Annotated in this window: 14 protein-coding genes; 11 read left to right on the top strand and 3 right to left on the bottom strand. The window is 56.2% G+C overall.

What is annotated here, in order from left to right; all coding sequences use genetic code 11:
• The first annotated feature begins 51 nt into the window (after positions 1–51).
• The 6 genes from PSH81_RS08060 (at position 52) to PSH81_RS08085 (ending at position 6683) form a co-directional block, all read left to right on the top strand.
• The gene (locus tag PSH81_RS08060) at positions 52–1230 is read left to right on the top strand and encodes a DegT/DnrJ/EryC1/StrS aminotransferase family protein (protein WP_226455371.1); all 1179 of its coding nucleotides are present in this window, start codon (positions 52–54) and stop codon (positions 1228–1230) included.
• A 70-nt stretch (positions 1231–1300) separates the two neighbouring features.
• Positions 1301–3295, top strand: a complete 1995-nt coding sequence (locus PSH81_RS08065; protein WP_192298885.1) for a nucleoside-diphosphate sugar epimerase/dehydratase — start codon at positions 1301–1303, stop codon at positions 3293–3295.
• Between the two features lie 205 nt (positions 3296–3500).
• A complete protein-coding gene (locus tag PSH81_RS08070; protein WP_305392292.1) occupies positions 3501–4568 on the top strand; it encodes a hypothetical protein in 1068 nt (355 codons plus the stop codon).
• Positions 4565–5461 (top strand): NAD(P)-dependent oxidoreductase, encoded by an 897-nt coding sequence (locus PSH81_RS08075; protein ID WP_305392293.1) that lies wholly within the window; start codon positions 4565–4567, stop codon positions 5459–5461. The genes PSH81_RS08070 and PSH81_RS08075 overlap by 4 nt, the downstream gene beginning before the upstream one ends.
• Positions 5458–6066 carry an HAD family hydrolase gene (locus PSH81_RS08080; protein ID WP_305392294.1) on the top strand — a complete coding sequence of 203 codons (609 nt, stop codon included), beginning with the start codon at positions 5458–5460 and terminating at the stop codon, positions 6064–6066. The genes PSH81_RS08075 and PSH81_RS08080 overlap by 4 nt, the downstream gene beginning before the upstream one ends.
• A 284-nt stretch (positions 6067–6350) precedes the next feature.
• A complete protein-coding gene (locus PSH81_RS08085) occupies positions 6351–6683 on the top strand; it encodes a helix-hairpin-helix domain-containing protein (RefSeq protein ID WP_305392295.1) in 333 nt (110 codons plus the stop codon).
• A 17-nt stretch (positions 6684–6700) separates the two neighbouring features.
• Here PSH81_RS08085 and PSH81_RS08090 read toward each other — a convergent pair whose 3' ends face one another.
• Positions 6701–7279: a TetR/AcrR family transcriptional regulator gene (locus PSH81_RS08090; protein ID WP_192298708.1), complete on the bottom strand. Its 579-nt coding sequence runs from the start codon at positions 7277–7279 to the stop codon at positions 6701–6703.
• Positions 7280–7411: 132 nt separating this feature from the next.
• Here PSH81_RS08090 and PSH81_RS08095 point away from each other — a divergent pair, with 132 nt between their 5' ends.
• Positions 7412–8056, top strand: coding sequence for a GntR family transcriptional regulator (locus PSH81_RS08095; protein WP_305392296.1), 645 nt, complete (start codon positions 7412–7414; stop codon positions 8054–8056).
• Positions 8057–8071: 15 nt separating this feature from the next.
• Positions 8072–8920 carry a DUF1989 domain-containing protein gene (locus PSH81_RS08100; RefSeq protein ID WP_226455377.1) on the top strand — a complete coding sequence of 283 codons (849 nt, stop codon included), beginning with the start codon at positions 8072–8074 and terminating at the stop codon, positions 8918–8920.
• Between the two features lie 8 nt (positions 8921–8928).
• Here PSH81_RS08100 and PSH81_RS08105 read toward each other — a convergent pair whose 3' ends face one another.
• Together PSH81_RS08105 and eat are read right to left on the bottom strand one after the other, a co-directional pair.
• Positions 8929–9096 carry a DUF2897 family protein gene (locus PSH81_RS08105; RefSeq protein WP_008437727.1) on the bottom strand — a complete coding sequence of 56 codons (168 nt, stop codon included), beginning with the start codon at positions 9094–9096 and terminating at the stop codon, positions 8929–8931.
• 111 nt (positions 9097–9207) lie between these two features.
• A complete protein-coding gene (gene eat / locus PSH81_RS08110) occupies positions 9208–10572 on the bottom strand; it encodes an ethanolamine permease (RefSeq protein WP_192298711.1) in 1365 nt (454 codons plus the stop codon).
• Positions 10573–10985: 413 nt separating this feature from the next.
• Here eat and kdpF point away from each other — a divergent pair, with 413 nt between their 5' ends.
• The 3 genes from kdpF to kdpB are packed head-to-tail and all read left to right on the top strand — an operon-like array spanning position 10986 to position 14849.
• Positions 10986–11075, top strand: a complete 90-nt coding sequence (gene kdpF, locus PSH81_RS08115) for a K(+)-transporting ATPase subunit F (RefSeq protein WP_003218754.1) — start codon at positions 10986–10988, stop codon at positions 11073–11075.
• Positions 11076–11084: 9 nt separating this feature from the next.
• Positions 11085–12779, top strand: coding sequence for a potassium-transporting ATPase subunit KdpA (gene kdpA, locus PSH81_RS08120; protein ID WP_305392297.1), 1695 nt, complete (start codon positions 11085–11087; stop codon positions 12777–12779).
• 12 nt (positions 12780–12791) lie between these two features.
• Positions 12792–14849, top strand: a complete 2058-nt coding sequence (gene kdpB / locus PSH81_RS08125; RefSeq protein WP_305392298.1) for a potassium-transporting ATPase subunit KdpB — start codon at positions 12792–12794, stop codon at positions 14847–14849.
• Positions 14850–14962: the final 113 nt, after the last annotated feature.

Genomic DNA, 14962 nt, shown 5'->3' on the forward strand with positions numbered 1-14962 from the left:
AGCCGATCAGTGTCGCATGCTTTTGCTTTTATAAATACATAAGGAGTTTCCATGTTAGGAACAACATTTTCTCCCTGGCCTTCTTTCACGGTAGAGGAAGCAGACGCTGTCCGCGATGTGGTTCTATCAAATAAGGTCAACTATTGGACGGGGCAGGAAACGCGTCAGTTCGAGGCGGAATTCGCTACCTGGTCGGGCGTCAATCATGCTGTTGCGCTCGCAAACGGGACTGTTGCGTTGGACGTAGCGCTGGTAGCTCTAGGCATTGGTTCCGGTGATGAGGTCATCGTAACCTCCAGAACATTCCTTGCGTCTGTTTCTTCCATTGTGAATGCAGGTGCCATCCCTGTGTTCGCTGATGTGGATCTTGACTCGCAAAACATCACAGCGAAGTCTGTTGAAGCAGTGATTACTCCACGTACACGAGCAGTGATCTGTGTACACCTTGCAGGCTGGCCATGTGATATGGATCCAATCATGAGCCTTGCTGCCGAACATGACTTGAAAGTCATTGAGGACTGTGCGCAGGCGCACGGGGCTTATTATAAGGGCCGGCCAGTTGGCTCCATAGGCCATATCGGAGCCTGGTCCTTCTGTCAGGATAAAATCATGAGCACCGGCGGCGAAGGTGGCATGGTCACGACTAACGACCGCGATCTTTGGGCGAAGATGTGGTCGTACAAGGATCATGGCAAGAGTTGGGAGGCTGTGTACGAGCGCTCCCATGCCCCTGGTTTTCGCTGGGTACACGAAAGTTTTGGTACCAATTGGCGTATGCTTGAGGTGCAGGCTGTAATTGGTCGTATTCAGTTGCGCCGGATGGAGGCATGGCACGCTCAGCGTGCACAGAATGCGCAGAGCATTTGGGCGGCTGCACGTCGGTTGCCTGCGTTGAGAGTCCCGGACTTTCCTGAAGGTGATGTGCACGCTGCCTATAAGTGTTATTTCTTTGTACGCCCAGAACGTTTAAGAGACGGCTGGTCCCGTGATCGTATCTTGAGCGAATTCGCGGCACGCGGCGTTCCTGCCTTTTCAGGATCGTGCTCTGAGGTCTATCTCGAAAAAGCATTCGACAACACCGGCTGGCGACCGGCAAAAAGGCTCCCCAACGCCAAAGAGCTAGGTGAGACGAGTTTGATGCTTCTCGTCCATCCAACGTTGACGGCAAGTGAAATTCAGATGACTTGCAGAGTATTGACAGACATAGTGGGTGAGGCATCAATCCAATAATTGTGTGAGATGGCGCAATGATGGTCAGAATGAAGATTTCGCTGGGAGCAAAATAGTGTTCAAGGGGTATATGGATCGCATACGGGCGTACTTGCTGAGTCTTCCTCGAAGACAAAAGCGGGTCTTGCAGGTGATCACGGATGTGATTTTGGTCTGGAGTGCGCTTTGGCTTGCGTTCGTAGTGCGCCTGGGAATAGACGAAATGACCAATCCGGTCAGGCTGCATCTGTGGTTGTTCGTCTGTGCGCCGGTCGTCGCCATCCCCTTGTTCATTCGGTTTGGAATGTACCGCGCTGTGATGCGGTACTTCGGTAATGATGCGCTCATCGCTATCATCAAAGCTGTTTGTCTCTCATCTCTTATTCTGGGTGTGATTGTTTATTGGTTCAGTAATCATCAGAGTGTTATTCCAAGGTCCATTATTTTTAATTACTGGTGGTTAAGTCTAATAATGGTGGGCGGTTTGCGCTTGGCGATGCGACAGTATTTCTTGGGTGATTGGTTCGCGGCTGCTCAGCATGTTCCATTTACCAGTCGAGAAAACGGTCTTCCGCGAGTTGCGATTTATGGTGCCGGTGCCGCGGGTAACCAACTAGTTGCTGCTTTACGAATGGGTCGTGTAATGCGGCCTGTAGCGTTCATTGACGATGACGACAGTATTTCCGATCGTGTCATTTCGGGCTTGCAGGTATACAAACCGCGTCATATTCAGCGAATGATCGATGCTACAGGTGCTCAAGAGATTCTATTGGCGATCCCTTCTTCCAATCGTGGTCGCCGTCGTGAGATCTTGGGGCTTCTTGAGAAGTATCCTCTGCATGTGCGTAGCGTTCCCGGATTCATGGACCTTGCGAGCGGTCGTGTAAAGGTTGACGACATTCAGGAAGTCGATATTGCCGATCTTTTAGGACGTGATGCGGTCCCGGCCCAAGCGGAACTACTGGAGCATTGCATTAAAGGGCAAACGGTTTTGGTTACCGGTGCTGGTGGTTCGATTGGTTCTGAGCTATGTAGGCAGATTCTGGAGCTTCGTCCGACTACTCTGTTGATGTTTGAACACAGTGAATTCAATCTTTATTGCATTTTATCTGAGTTGGAGCAACGCATTGCGCGCGAGTCGCTGATTGTTAGAGTCCTACCGATCCTAGGATCTGTTCGTGATCCAGCGAAACTGCTGGACGTGATGAAAACCTGGCATGTAGATACTGTTTATCATGCTGCGGCTTACAAGCACGTGCCGATGGTTGAGCATAATATTGCTGAAGGGGTACTGAATAATGTAATCGGTACCTTGAATACTGCACAGGCAGCTCTGCAGGCCGGAGTTGCCAATTTCGTATTGATTTCTACTGATAAAGCGGTGCGGCCAACTAACGTTATGGGCAGTACCAAGCGGTTGGCCGAAATGACGCTGCAGGCCCTCAGTCAGGAAGTGGCGCCTGTGATGTTTGGTGAAAAGGCAAACGTCTCTCGTGTCAATAAAACACGCTTCACCATGGTTCGTTTTGGCAATGTGCTAGGGTCATCCGGATCAGTCATTCCCTTATTCCATAAACAGATCAAGTCTGGGGGGCCGCTAACGGTTACCCATCCTAAAATTACCCGGTATTTCATGACCATTCCTGAGGCTGCCCAGTTGGTTATTCAAGCTGGTTCGATGGGGCAGGGCGGCGATGTGTTTGTACTCGACATGGGGGAGCCGGTTAGGATCGTTGAATTGGCGGAAAAAATGATTCACCTCTCAGGCTTGAGTCTGCGGTCTGAGAAAAATCCTCATGGAGACATTGCAATAGAGTTCAGCGGTCTGCGGCCCGGAGAGAAACTTTATGAGGAATTGCTGATCGGCGATAACGTAGTCGGTACTCAGCATCCAATGATTATGAGTGCCAGTGAGGATCACATCGCCTGGGATGTCCTGAAGACAAAGTTGAGTGAACTACTCGACGCGATTCATCACGATGACTATGGTCGGGTACGACAACTACTTCGTGATACGGTGAGCGGATATTCACCAGACGGCGAGATAGTCGATTGGGTTTATCAACAACGTCGACAGGAACCATAATGGCTATAGTCTGCCGAGGCGTAGCACAGTGGCATTGATGCGAATGATTGTCTGCTCACTGTCGAGGATCGACATGATCTTCTTAAGTAGCTAGTGTGTTCAGGTTGGAGGGTAAGGATGTTCTCTGAATATCTAGCTCTTTTAATTTTACAGTTTACTTATTTTGCACAGTTTTGGTTTTGTGCCTCATAGATTGGAGTCTGAAATGTCTAAAATACTTATCGCAGGGGCTGGTGGGGCACCGTCCGAGGGCGTGATCAATTCACTTTTGATGGGGGCCAAAGGCGATACGGTTATTGGAATGGGGTCGGAGCCTTCGGACCTCGCGTTGTCAAAGGCAAGTAAGAAGTTTTATATTCCGTACGCCAACACGCCAGAGTACCAGGGCAAGCTGATTCAACTATTAAATGCCGAGAAGCCAGATTTAGTTCACTTCCAGAACGATCTTGAGATTTTTCATGCCTCTTTGATACGTGATGAAATTCTTGCAACGGGTACAAAGTTGTTTATGCCCAGTCATGAAGTTATCGATACGTGCGTGCATAAGCATAAGTCTTATGAAGCTTTCAAGCGCGCAGGCATTACAGTGCCCCGCAATATTATGATCAACGACGAGCAGGATCTGCGAGAGGCATTCAAATCCCTCGGGAATGTTGACCGTAAAATTTGGTTGCGTGCGTCCTCTATTGGGGGCGGTGGCAAGGGGGCGATACCTACCAATGACTTTGCCTTGGCTAAGTCGTGGATTGATCATTATAACGGTTGGGGGGATTTTGTAGCTGCTGAGTTGCTCACACCCAACACTATTACATGGCTTTCTATCTGGCACGAAGGTGATTTGGTTGTAGCGCAATCACGTGAGCGTAGAAGTTGGACTCATGGCAATAGAAGTATTTCTGGTGTTACAGGTGTCACGAAAGTTGGGGTTACCTGCGCTAACGATAAAGCCACTGAAGTAGCAATTAACTGTATAAAGGCTGTTTCAGAAAAGCCGCATGGAATATTTGGTGTGGACATGGCGTATGGTTTTGATGGTGTGCCAAATCCTACTGAAATCAATATTTCCAGATTTTTCACAACCGTGCAGTTTTTTACCGAGGCAGGTTTGAATATGCCTGAGATTTTCAAGGATATTGCACTGCACGGGGAGTTTCCACAGCTAGAGTCCATCATCAATCCTTTGCCAAATGACCTTATGTGGCTGCGCGGTATGGATACGCCTCCAAGGTTGACTACCGAGCAAGGTATTCGAGATGAGATTATCTTCATATGAATATTTTAATTACCGGCGCGTCTGGTTTTATTGGCGAGCGGCTATTAGATGCGGCAATCACGCTGTGGGGGAAGGATAGTGTCACTGCGTTCAGTTCTCGGAAAATCGAGGGCTGTTATAGCATTGTTTATAATAAATCATTGCCCGGTTTCGGTTTGCAGGCCGCGGACCTTGCCAGGATCGAAAATGTCGATGTTTTGATCCATGCGGGAGCCTATACTCCGAAAAGTGGCGGCGAAGCCAATATTTTTAGTGCGTGTAACGGTAATGTTTATTTCACTGAAGAGTTGCTGAAATTACCCTTTAGTAAACTGAGCAGGATATTGTTTGTCAGCACGCTCGATGTGTATGCATCCGCCACTCCGATATCGGAGCTTACACCCACTGTGCCTGCGACCTTGTATGGGTGGTCTAAGCTTTACTGCGAACAAATGGTTTCACTGTTTGCCCGTGAGAAAAAAATTAATCATACAATTCTGCGTGTCGGCCACGTCTACGGACCAGGTGAGGAGAAATACGCGAAATTCCTACCCAAAACTATCACAAGTATCCTGGCAGGCGGACCTGTTGAGTTGTACGGGGATGGGGCTGAGTTAAGAAGTTTCATTTATATTGATGATGTCGTTACGGCGCTGCTCGCTGCGGTTGACTTGGCGGAACAGGTTTCTGTCATTAACATCGTCGGTGGTACCGCCGTATCAATCAAAACAGTATTGGATGAGTTGGTTGCAATCAGTGGTCGGCCCGTTGAAATAGTTCGGCGCGAATTTTCGGGTGTTAAGCGCGACTTTGTTTTTGATACAACGTTGTTAAAGAAATATTTGCTACCTCAAGAGACACCTTTCTTGTTGGGGCTGAACGCCGAGTTTGCTTACTTCGAGAGCCTCAAGTGAATATTATATTTGATCTCGATGGCACGCTGATCGACTCGCGTCTTCGCCTATATCAGCTTTTCCAAAAGTTGGTTCCGAAGTCACGGCTTGATTATATTCAGTACTGGGATTTTAAATTTGCGGGGCTTTCAAATGAGGCGATTTTGTCGCGTCAATTCGGCCTTGGAGAAACGCAGGTTATAGAGTTTCGTGAGCGATGGATGGATTTAATTGAAAGTCCGGAATTTCTTTCGATAGATACGAATTTTCCCGGTGTGCATGCTGCGTTATCGCGGTTGAAAAGTGAGGCGAAATTGTATGTTTGCACGGCGCGTCAGTTGGTTGACCCTGTCTATGTGCAACTGGAAAGTCTGAAGTTGCTCGAGTATTTTGAAAGTGTGATGGTTACCGAACAGCGCAATACAAAAGATTTTTTGATTTCGCAAAACGTCAAGGATTTGAGTTCGGCTGATTGGGTGATTGGCGATACAGGGAAAGATATACAGGTGGGTGCTGCGCTCGGTATGAGTACCTGTGCTGTATTGACCGGTTTTATGAAGCGTGAGGCTTTACTTAAATACTGTCCGAGTCGAGTTGTCGAGTCGGTCATCGACTTTGCGCTTTAGTATCAGAGCGCTATCGGCTCGACGGTCAATTTAGTTATAAGGATTCATGGAGTGTTTTTGAGTTTTTAAGTTGCTTCTGATTTTATTTGGTAGAGTCGAAATAATAGCCTTTATTCAGGTTTGCATAATTTTCTATGACTATTTATTTCCTGAAGCACCTTTCGAATACTTAAATTTACACCCTGTAACTCAACCCTCTTTGACGAATCCCCCACATCACCTAAGTTTGAAAAGCAGCTTCGGAAAAGCTGCTTTTCTCTTATTGATCCCAAGGAGCGTCACCCATGCAAAACACCTACATCTCTTCCCTGATCTTCGCTGTCCTCACCACACTTTCCGTCACCACCACCGCCGCCCCTTCGATCAAACCCGAAGCCCCAGCGCCCATTTCCGCGCAGATCAACAAGGCCGAGCAATCCGCCAAGGTGAACCTGAACGCCGCCGACGCGGAGACCCTGCGTCGGGATCTGTTTGGCATCGGTGCCGCCAAAGCCAAGGCGATCATCGCCTACCGCGATAGCAATGGGCCGTTCACGGCGGTAGATGAGTTGCTGGAAGTGAAGGGGATCGGCAAGGCGCTGCTGGGGAAGAATCGCGAAAGGCTGTCGATCAACTGAGGCGTCAGGGAGGCCGGTCATTGACCGGCCTTTTCGTCATCCTGTATCTGCGCCTTCAAGGTATCGCGCACCACCGCCATGATCCGCGCCGCCAACTGCGGATTCTCGACACTCCTGGCCAGCACCAATGCGCCCACCAGTGTCGACATCACCACCAGGCTCTGCGCATCACCGCGGCCTTCACCCAGCGCTGTTTCAATCTGCTTGAGCCGTGCGTCGAGTACAGCGTCCGTTGTTGGACTAGGCTGGCCTCTCATCCCCAACTCGGAGCACATGGTTGGCAGCGGGCAACCCTGGTCCGGGGAGACCTGGTGCCAGTCCGACAAGTAGCTGTCGATGAACGCGTCCAGCGGCCGCTCCTGGCTGAAGAGTGTCTCGCAATGCGCATCGAGTTCTGCCGCCGAGGCGAGGAGGGCCTTTTCCACCAGTTCGTCCTTGGACTTGAAGTGTGCGTAGAACCCGCCATGGGTCAGGTTCAGCGCCTTCATCAAGGGTTGCAAGCCGGTGGCGCCAATGCCATCGCGGCGAAAGCGCACGGACGCTTCCTTGATGATGCGTTGGTGAGTCTTGGCTTTGTGGTCTCGGGAATAACGCATAAGGCGGCCTCGGGAACGAGGGGGAAGTTTAACCAAGTTGAACGTTATTACGCATCTGCACACAGGCCTGCAGGTTGGCATGAAAAGTGATTACGTCTACAGCGCAGATTGTTCAACAATCACGAGGTAAAGATGACGCTCAGTTTGTCGCTGGCCAACCAGATCGCTCTGGAGCTGCGCGCCGATATCATCGGCGGGCGGTTGTTACCTGGAATGGCGTTGGTCGAGGTGGAATTGGTCAAGAGGTACAACGCGTCGCGCAATACGATCCGCGAAGCGTTGCACCGTTTGGGGCAGGAGGGCCTGACCCGTTATGTGCGCAACAAGGGGGTCATGGTCCGGCGCCTGGAGCGCGACGAGGTGCGCGATTTGTTTGTCGTCCGACGTACCCTGGAGCTGCAGGCCATCGCCCAAAGCCGCGCGCTGACATCCGATCAGTCTGAGCGCATGCAGAACGCCATCGATGCCACCAGCCTGGCGCGGGAGCGTGAGGATTGGCGAGCCGTGGCCACCCACAGCCTGGTGTTCCACCAGCAGATTGTCGGCTTGATGCGCAGCCCCTTGCTTGATGAATTTTTCGCCCAGGTGATCGCGCAGCTTCGCCTGGTGTTTTGTGCGGCGCCCGACGAGCAGCGCTTCCAGTCGCCTTGGCTGGAGCGTGATCGTGAGATTTACACGTTACTGGTCCAGGAGCACAAACCGGCGGCAGGCGAAGCGATGAGCGTGTACCTGGATGATTCGGAACGTCTGTCACTGGCCCTGTTCACCCAACCCTGATCGAGGAACCCCATCATGTACAAAGACTATCCGGCCGCCTATCAGGTCAGCAAAGGTTCGGCGTTGCAGGTCGACACCGCGTTTTATGAGCGGATTCGTGAGCGTGCCGACCAGCGCACGTTGATCGAACAATTCGAGGTGCCGATTCGCACGGGGAGGGCGTGGAAGGTGCCGGCAGGGCATGTGTTCCGGGTGACTACGCCGGTCGGTCCGCAGGTGGGGGATTTCAATGTATGGAACGCCAACGATCCGCGCGAGCGCCTCTGGGCGGCACGCACGCGGCAGTTGCAGGGTGCGCATGTCAGTACCCATGACCGGTTGTGGTCGAACCTGCCGTTCCTACGGCCGCTGGTTACGATCACCGATGACAGCCTGGCGGGCTATGGCATCGATGAACACGGCGGGCGCCTGCACGATTTGCTTGGCACGCGCTGCGATCCCTATGTGAACCGCATGCTCACCGGCGAGGATTTCCACCACCACTGCCATTCGAACCTGACGCGTGCGGTATTGCCCCACGGCCTGACGGAATTCGACGTGCATGACGTGCTGAATATTTTCCAGTGCACCGGCCTCAATCATGACGACATGTATTTCATGAAGGCATGCCCGGCGCGCAAGGGCGATTACCTGGAGTTCTTTGCCGAGATTGATCTGCTGTGCGCGCTTTCGACATGCCCGGGCGGGGACTTGTCACTGCCGATGTGGGGGCCCAACGCCCAAGACCCCCTGACGGTGTGCCGTCCGCTGGGTGTCGAGATCTATCGGTTGGACGAGGCGCTGCTGGATGGCTGGAGCCAGCCGGAACGTGCTGCCTATAAGGGGCAGCACGGTTTGCAGATTGCCAAGGCTGCCTGGGAGTAACCCAAGGCTCAGCGATCCTGCGCGTCCTTGGCATCCGCCTGGGCGTTGCGTTCGGCCACGCGCTTGCGTTGTTCGTCGGTGAGTTCCACTTTGTTGGCGCTGTCCCGCAGCATCAGCAAGCCACCGACGATCGATCCGATCGCTACCACTAAAATCAACCACGCATACCACGGCATAAGGCTCTCCTTGAGGCAGATTGCCGTGGGAGAATTTTCCCACGGTAATAACTGCTTTGAGTGACGGGCTTTCTGAGTAGTTCAGTGTAGGCCCGTTCTGCCTCAAGTAGATCAGAGCCCGGTCAACATCGCATCCGCCGGGGCATCGGCGCGGTTTTGTGCAGTCAACTGGAAGTAGGCAAACCCGACTGCCATGAAGGCCAGAAAGATCAGCCCGATCAGTGCGTTGAACCAGGCCATCGCGACCAGGCACACCACCGCCAGTACCAGCGCGATGCCCGGCACAATCGGATAACCCGGCGCGCGGAAGGTGCGTTCCAGCAGCGGCTCGGTCTTACGCAACTTGAACAGGCTGAGCATGCTCATGATGTACATCACGATGGCGCCGAACACTGCCATGGTGATCATCGCGGCGGTCAGTGTCATGCCGCCCAGGTTGATGAGGCCGTCGCTGTAGATCGCGGCGATACCGACCACGCCACCGGCGATGATGGCGCGGTGCGGCGTCTGAAAACGCGACAGCTTGGCCAGGAAAGATGGCAGGTAACCGGCGCGAGCCAAGGCGAAGAACTGACGCGAGTAGCCGAGGATAATGCCGTGGAAGCTGGCCACCAGGCCGAACAAACCGATCCATACCAGCATGTGCAGCCAGCCGGAGCTGTCGCCCACCACGGTTTTCATCGCTTGGGGCAGCGGGTCGTTGATGTTCGACAGGGTGCGCCAGTCGCCCACGCCACCGGCGAAGAACATCACGCCCATGGCCAGGATCACCAAGGTCAGGATGCCGCTGATGTAGGCTTTTGGAATAGTGCGCTTCGGATCTTTTGCTTCTTCAGCGGCCATGGCCGCGCCTTCGATGGCGAGAAAGAACCAGATCGCAAACGGAATCGCCGCAAACATCCCGGCAATGGCCGGTGCGCCGAAGGTGTCGGAACCGGCCCAGCCATTCAGGGCGAAGTTGCTGAAGCTGAACGCCGGGGCGACTACGCCCATGAACACCAGCAACTCGGCCACGGCGAGCACGCACACCACCAGCTCAAAGGTGGCGGCGAGTTTCACCCCGAGGATGTTCAGGCCCATGAATACGATGTAAGCGCCGACGGCCGCGTGTTTTGGGTCGAGAGCCGGGAACTGCACGTTGAGATAGGCGCCGATGGCCAAGGCGATGGCGGGCGGGGCGAAGACAAATTCGATCAAAGTCGCCAGCCCGGCAATCAAGCCGCCTTTCTCTCCGAACGCCCGGCGGCTGTAGGCAAACGGCCCGCCAGCGTGGGGAATTGCGGTGGTCAGCTCGGTGAAACTGAAGATAAAGCAGGTGTACATCGCGGCGACCATCAACGACGTCACCAAGAAGCCCAAGGTCCCGGCCACGCCCCAGCCATAGCTCCAGCCGAAGTATTCCCCGGAAATCACCAGCCCGACGGCAATGCCCCACAAATGCAGGGTGCCCAAGGTGGGTTTGAGTTGTGTGTTCATCGTGCTGCGCTCCCTGAACGGTTTGGAATGATTCAAGGTGTTGCAGCGGCCATGCCAGCCTGAGAATCATTGTCGTAAAGCCGCGCAACTGTCGTGGGGGGAATGGTTTGGCGTTTGAATCCCGCCAGGGTTGCACCAGATAAGTGCGGCGGTGCTTGAACCGACGCTTTCGCGAGCAAGCCCGCGCCCACACTCGACCGCGTTCGCCAGGCAAGCACCCATCAAAATGTGGGAGCGGGCTTGCTCGCTAAGAGGCCCGCCCAGACACCGAAAGCCCCCCTGTAACCCCCGCATAAACCCACTCTTTACGCCGTCTTTACGCCCCGCCCATACCCTCGCTCTCGTTCCTTTACGCCACTCCTGCGGACAATTACCCCACACGCGGCAACACGCCGCTAAACGGAGAGACTTCCATGAGCGTTCTGGACGGGGTGTCACTGCTATTGGCCGTGGCGCTGTTCATTTATCTGCTGGTTGCGCTGTTACGCGCGGATCGGAACTAGGAGCTGGCCATGCACAGTTATGACTATTGGCTGATCATCGCCTTCTTTGCCTTGGTGCTACTGCCCGCGCCGTTCCTGGGGCGGTTCTACTACAAGGTGATGGAAGGCCAGCGCACCTGGCTGAGCCCGGTGCTGGGGCCGGTGGAAAACGCCTGCTATCGCGTGGCCGGTGTCGACGCGCAGGCAGAACAGAGCTGGCAGAAATACGCGCTGGCCCTGCTGGCGTTCAACCTCGCCGGTTTCTTGCTGTTGTTCGCGATCTTGCTGTTCCAGGACTATCTCCCACTGAACCCGCAGAAATTGCCGGGTCAGGAATGGACCCTTGCCTTCAACACCGCCGTCAGTTTCATGACCAACACCAACTGGCAGTCCTATAGCGGGGAGGCGTCCCTGAGCTACCTCAGCCAGATGGCTGGCCTGACCGTGCAGAACTTCGTCAGCGCCGCCACCGGCCTGGCCGTCTTGGTCGCCTTGTGCCGTGGGATCGGCCGTAAATCCGCCAAGACCTTGGGCAACTTCTGGGTCGATATGACCCGCGCCACCCTCTACGGCCTGCTGCCACTGTGCCTGGTGCTGGCGCTGTTGCTGGTCTGGCAGGGCGTCCCGCAAACCTTCGCCCATTACATTGACGCGGTGACGCTGCAAGGCGTGGATCAAGTGATCCCCCTGGGCCCGGCCGCCAGCCAGATTGCGATCAAGCAACTGGGCACCAACGGTGGTGGCTTCTTTGGCGTCAACTCGGCGCATCCGTTTGAAGACCCGACCGCGTGGGCCAACCTGTTCGAGGTGGCGTCGATCATCCTGATCCCTGTGGCGCTGGTGTTCACCTTCGGTCACTACGTCAAGGACCTGCGTCAGAGCCGTGCAATTCTTGGCTGCATGCTTGCGCTGTTCGTGATCGGCGGCGCGACGTCGTTGTGGTCCGAGTACCAGCCCAACCCGACCCTGAACACCCCGGCCGTCGAGCAGACCGCACCGCTGGAAGGCAAAGAGGCGCGCTTCGGTACTACCGGCATCGTGCTCTGGTCGGTGACCACCACGGCGGCGTCCAACGGTTCGGTCAACGGCATGCAGGACAGCCTCAACCCGCTGAGCGGCATGGTGGCGATGGTTAACATGATGGTCGGCGAAGTGATCTTCGGCGGCGTCGGCGCCGGCATGTACGGCATGCTGCTCAACGTGTTGATCGCCGTGTTCCTCGCTGGCCTGATGATCGGCCGCACCCCCGAATACCTGGGCAAGAAACTCCAGGCCAAGGAAGTGCAATTGCTCGTCGTCACCTTGCTGGTGATGCCGGTGGGCGTGCTTGTGCTTGGCGCCATTGCGGCCAGCCTGCCTGGCCCGGCGAGTGCCATCAGCAACCCCGGCCCCCACGGTTTCAGCCAGTTGCTCTACGCCTACACCTCGGCCAGCGCCAACAATGGCTCGGCGTTCGCTGGCTTCAGTGCCAACACCGCGTTCCACAACCTGATGCTTGGCCTGGGCATGTTGATCGGGCGCTTCGGCTACATCCTCCCGGTGCTGGCCCTGGCCGGCAGCCTGGCGATGAAGAAGGCTGCACCGATTGGCCAAAACAGCTTTCCGACCCATGGCCCACTGTTCGTGACCCTGTTGACCGTAACCATTTTGCTGGTGGGCGGCCTGACGTTCCTGCCAACGCTGGCACTAGGCCCGATTGCTGAACACCTGAGCATGGGCTTCTAAGGGGATATGAAAATGAATATGCCTGCAAAAAACGCAGCTCCGGTGAAAGCCCAGGAGCCCGCCAAAACCGCTATCTCTGCCCTGTGGCGCCCGGCGCTGGTCCAGGCGTTCGTCAAGCTGGACCCGCGCCAGTTGCAACGCTCGCCGGTGATGCTGGTGGTCGAGCTGACCGCCATCCTCACCACCGTGTTGTGCTTTGTGCCGGACACCACCGTGCCGACCTTCGTCGCTGTGCAAATCGCCGTGTGGCTGTGGTTCACCGTGCTGTTCGCCAACTTCGCCGAAGCCTTGGCTGAAGGGCGTGGCAAGGCCCGCGCCGACAGCCTCAAGGCTGGCAGCGAAGGCCTCAGCGCCCGGCGCAAGGAAACCGACGGCAGCTTCAAGGTGGTGCCGGCCACCAGCCTGCGTAAAGGCGATGTAGTGCGCGTCGCTGCCGGGGAAATGATCCCCGGTGACGGCGAGGTCATCGAAGGTATCGCCGCGGTCAACGAAGCGGCGATCACCGGCGAATCTGCACCGGTGATCCGCGAATCCGGTGGCGACCGCTCGGCCGTCACCGGCAACACGCGGCTGGTCTCGGACTGGCTGCTGATCCGCATCACCGCCAACCCTGGCGAGTCGACCCTGGACCGCATGATCGCCCTGGTCGAAGGCGCCAAGCGCCAGAAGACCCCCAACGAAGTGGCGCTGGATATTCTGCTGATCGGCCTGACGCTGATCTTCCTGCTGGTGGTGGTGACGTTGCAGCCGTTCGCCCACTTCGCCAGTGGCAGCTTGCCGCTGGTGTTCTTGGTCGCACTGCTGGTGACGCTGATTCCTACCACCATTGGCGGCCTGTTGTCGGCCATCGGCATCGCCGGCATGGACCGTCTGGTGCGCCTGAACGTGATCGCCAAATCCGGCCGTGCGGTGGAAGCGGCGGGGGACGTGCACGTGTTGCTGCTGGACAAGACCGGCACCATCACCTTCGGCAACCGTCGTTGCGCGGCGGTGGTCGCGGCCCCTGGCGTCAGCGGCAAGGAAGTCGCCGAAGGCGCGCTGTTTGCCTCCCTGGCGGACGACACGGCCGAAGGCAAATCCATCGTCGAATACCTGCGCGCCTTGCACCCCCAGGCCGAACCGTCGCCCGAGCAACTGACCGGCGTACCGTTCAGTGCCGAAACCCGTTTGTCCGGGGTCGACTATCAAGGCCGTGTGTTCCGCAAAGGCGCGGTGGATTCGCTGCTCGCCTTCCTCGGCCAGCAACGCGGTGAACTGGCCCCGGCGCTGTCACGGGAAATCGACAAGATCGCCCAGAGCGGCGGCACGCCATTGCTGGTGTGCGCCGACGGCAAGTTGCTCGGCGCGATCCACCTCAAGGACGTGGTCAAACCCGGCATCCGCGAACGTTTCGCCGAACTGCGCAAGCTGGGGATTCGCACCGTGATGGTCACCGGCGACAACCCGCTGACCGCCGCCGCGATTGCCGCTGAAGCCGGGGTGGACGACGTGCTGGCCGAAGCCACCCCGGAGAAAAAACTCGCGCGCATTCGCCACGAGCAGAACGACGGCCGCCTGGTCGCCATGTGCGGCGACGGTGCCAACGACGCCCCGGCCCTGGCCCAGGCGGACGTCGGCATGGCGATGAACGACGGCACCCAGGCCGCCCGCGAAGCCGCCAACATGGTCGACCTCGACAGCGACCCGACCAAGCTGCTGGACGTGGTGCAGATCGGCAAGGAACTGCTGGTGACCCGTGGCGCGCTGACCACCTTTTCCATCGCCAACGACGTGGCCAAGTACTTCGCGATCCTGCCGGCGCTGTTCGCCTCGATCTATCCGCAACTGGGCGTGCTCAATGTGATGCATCTGCAAAGCCCGCAGAGCGCGATCCTCTCGGCCATCGTGTTCAACGCGCTGATCATCGTGGTGCTGATTCCCCTGGCGCTGCGCGGTGTGCGCGTGCAAGCGGCGAGCGCGGCGGCGTTGCTGCGGCGCAACCTGTTGATCTACGGCCTGGGCGGGATTTTGGTGCCGTTCGTGGGCATCAAGGCGATCGACATGCTGCTGACCGCACTGCACTTGGTTTGAGCCCTATGACTGTCTGTGGCGAGGGCGCTTGCGCCCGTTGGACCGCGTAACGGTCCCACGTTTTGCGGCTGCTGCGCAGCCGAATGGGGGCAAGCGCCCTCGCCACGGTGGTT

Origin of the sequence: Pseudomonas sp. FP2335 (genome assembly GCF_030687535.1) — a bacterium.
Taxonomy (GTDB): domain Bacteria; phylum Pseudomonadota; class Gammaproteobacteria; order Pseudomonadales; family Pseudomonadaceae; genus Aquipseudomonas.

Excerpts from the sequence above, each read along its gene's own strand:
- PSH81_RS08060 (WP_226455371.1), top strand. The coding sequence starts at position 52 with ATGTTAGGAACAACATTTTCTCCCTGGCCTTCTTTCACGGTAGAGGAA.
- PSH81_RS08065 (WP_192298885.1), top strand. The coding sequence starts at position 1,301 with ATGGATCGCATACGGGCGTACTTGCTGAGTCTTCCTCGAAGACAAAAG.
- PSH81_RS08070 (WP_305392292.1), top strand. The coding sequence starts at position 3,501 with ATGTCTAAAATACTTATCGCAGGGGCTGGTGGGGCACCGTCCGAGGGC.
- PSH81_RS08075 (WP_305392293.1), top strand. The coding sequence starts at position 4,565 with ATGAATATTTTAATTACCGGCGCGTCTGGTTTTATTGGCGAGCGGCTA.
- PSH81_RS08085 (WP_305392295.1), top strand. The coding sequence starts at position 6,351 with ATGCAAAACACCTACATCTCTTCCCTGATCTTCGCTGTCCTCACCACA.
- PSH81_RS08090 (WP_192298708.1), bottom strand. The coding sequence starts at position 7,279 with ATGCGTTATTCCCGAGACCACAAAGCCAAGACTCACCAACGCATCATC.
- PSH81_RS08095 (WP_305392296.1), top strand. The coding sequence starts at position 7,412 with ATGACGCTCAGTTTGTCGCTGGCCAACCAGATCGCTCTGGAGCTGCGC.
- PSH81_RS08100 (WP_226455377.1), top strand. The coding sequence starts at position 8,072 with ATGTACAAAGACTATCCGGCCGCCTATCAGGTCAGCAAAGGTTCGGCG.
- PSH81_RS08105 (WP_008437727.1), bottom strand. The coding sequence starts at position 9,096 with ATGCCGTGGTATGCGTGGTTGATTTTAGTGGTAGCGATCGGATCGATC.
- eat (WP_192298711.1), bottom strand. The coding sequence starts at position 10,572 with ATGAACACACAACTCAAACCCACCTTGGGCACCCTGCATTTGTGGGGC.
- kdpF (WP_003218754.1), top strand. The coding sequence starts at position 10,986 with ATGAGCGTTCTGGACGGGGTGTCACTGCTATTGGCCGTGGCGCTGTTC.
- kdpA (WP_305392297.1), top strand. The coding sequence starts at position 11,085 with ATGCACAGTTATGACTATTGGCTGATCATCGCCTTCTTTGCCTTGGTG.
- kdpB (WP_305392298.1), top strand. The coding sequence starts at position 12,792 with ATGAATATGCCTGCAAAAAACGCAGCTCCGGTGAAAGCCCAGGAGCCC.